The organism is Dielma fastidiosa (genome assembly GCF_000313565.1).
Lineage (GTDB): Bacteria > Bacillota_I > Bacilli_A > Erysipelotrichales > Erysipelotrichaceae > Dielma > Dielma fastidiosa.
On sequence record NZ_HE578928.1, the window covers coordinates 336975 to 338678 of the forward strand.

The 1704-nt window shown below is 42.8% G+C and carries 1 protein-coding gene; it reads right to left on the bottom strand.

The annotated features are described in order from the left end of the window. Window positions 1-1704, bottom strand: a 1704-nt coding sequence (locus DAHG_RS19670; protein ID WP_161650546.1) for an InlB B-repeat-containing protein, incomplete at both ends; no start/stop codon positions are given.

Sequence of the window (1704 nt, forward strand, 5' to 3'; positions counted from 1 at the left end):
TCTTGTGTCCTGAGATTTCCTATGGCTGCGCCGGTACCGTCAAGATCGGTTATCTTAATGTTTTCTGCCGTTAGGGCAATCAATGAATCGAATTTTAATGTAATGGTAGATGTAGATGCCTGATTTTTGATGCCGTCTGCTTCTACTGCAGTTAAGCTGACCGGTACTCTCGTATCCTTATGTAAGGTTACCGGCTTACTGTTACTGGCGATCGTATACCCGCTAGGCGCAGTCACTGTCAATGTGGCCGAGCCTTCTGTCATTACGTTAGAGATATTCAGGATATAAGTTTTACCGCTGCCGCTGATTTCTGTCACAGTCGCATTGGTCAGACTAAAATTATCTTTTGTCAGACCGATGACAGGCTGATCAAAGGTTACTGTAACTTGGGTCGTATCTGAGATGTTTGCCGTACCGTTTGCGAAGACTTCAAAGGATACCGCGATATCATCTTTAGTCCATTGCGCCGTTAAGGTAATCGTCTTTGATTCTGAACTTGTGATTTTTGCTCCCGGCTGCTTGATGCTGCTGTCTGTTGATAACTTCCAGCCGGTAAATGTATAGCCAGACTTCACAGGTACAGTATTGGGAATCGTAATGTCAGCATTCAGTGCAGCCTTTTGATCCGGATAGCTGCCAGTACCGCCAGCCAGATCATAATGAATGGTAAATTGCTGAACCGGTGCTGGTTCAGTATAATGATGAATCACTGCAGATTGATTACCGGTGATGTTGTATCCTTCAACTCTGCTTACTGAAACATTCACTGTACCACCAGTTGTAAAGCCACTGATTGCTAAAGTATAAACACCGGTTCCCTCCGCTTTTGAAAGTGAACCCTTGACGATATTATTTATACCTGTTAACGTGATATGATCAGCACTTAACCCTGTAATATCTTGGTCAAAGGTTAAAGTTAGCTGAGTGCTTGTATGTGTAGAATCCCCATCCGCAGTCACGCTTGTTAATGCCGCATTGATTAGGTCAGCTTTCTTATGTAACGTTACCTTTTGACTTGTCGGTGAAATGGAATATCCAGAAGGTGATGTGACTGTTAAGGTCGCCTCTCCTTGTGTTGTTACATTACTGATTGCCAGACTATAATTGCCGTTGCTGCCGCTTAATGAATCGATCTGAGCGTTTTCAATCGAGAAGTTTTCTTTTGTTAGATTGGTGATTGGTGTATCGAATACGACATCGATTTTGGTCGAGGTAGTTTTATTTGCCACACCATCGGCTGCCGCACTGCTCCATACTACATTGGTAATCGGCGCAGCATAATAAATCGATACCGTATTTTCATTTGGTGTGATTGAATATCCATCAATGGATGCAACCGTCGCTTTCAGTGTACCTGATACACTTACATTATTGATTGCAAGCTTATATACACCAGTTCTTTCTTTAGTCAGGCTTCCTTTTGTGACACCATTAACACCGCTGAGCGTGATCTTATCCGCTGTCAAGCCATCAATATCATCACTGAAAGTAAAGGTCAATTCACTTGTAGTCTCAGTAGAGGAGCCATTTGCTGTCAAAGCAGTGAAACTTATATTCTTAACAACAACTGGTTCATTAGCGGCTGCCGCTGAAACAGCAGGTGTACTTAACGGTGAATCAGAATAAGCAACACCGTCTCCAACTGCTTTAACTTTTGCGTAATATGTATTCCCCGCAGTGATTCCATTTCCTAAAGGGATGTTT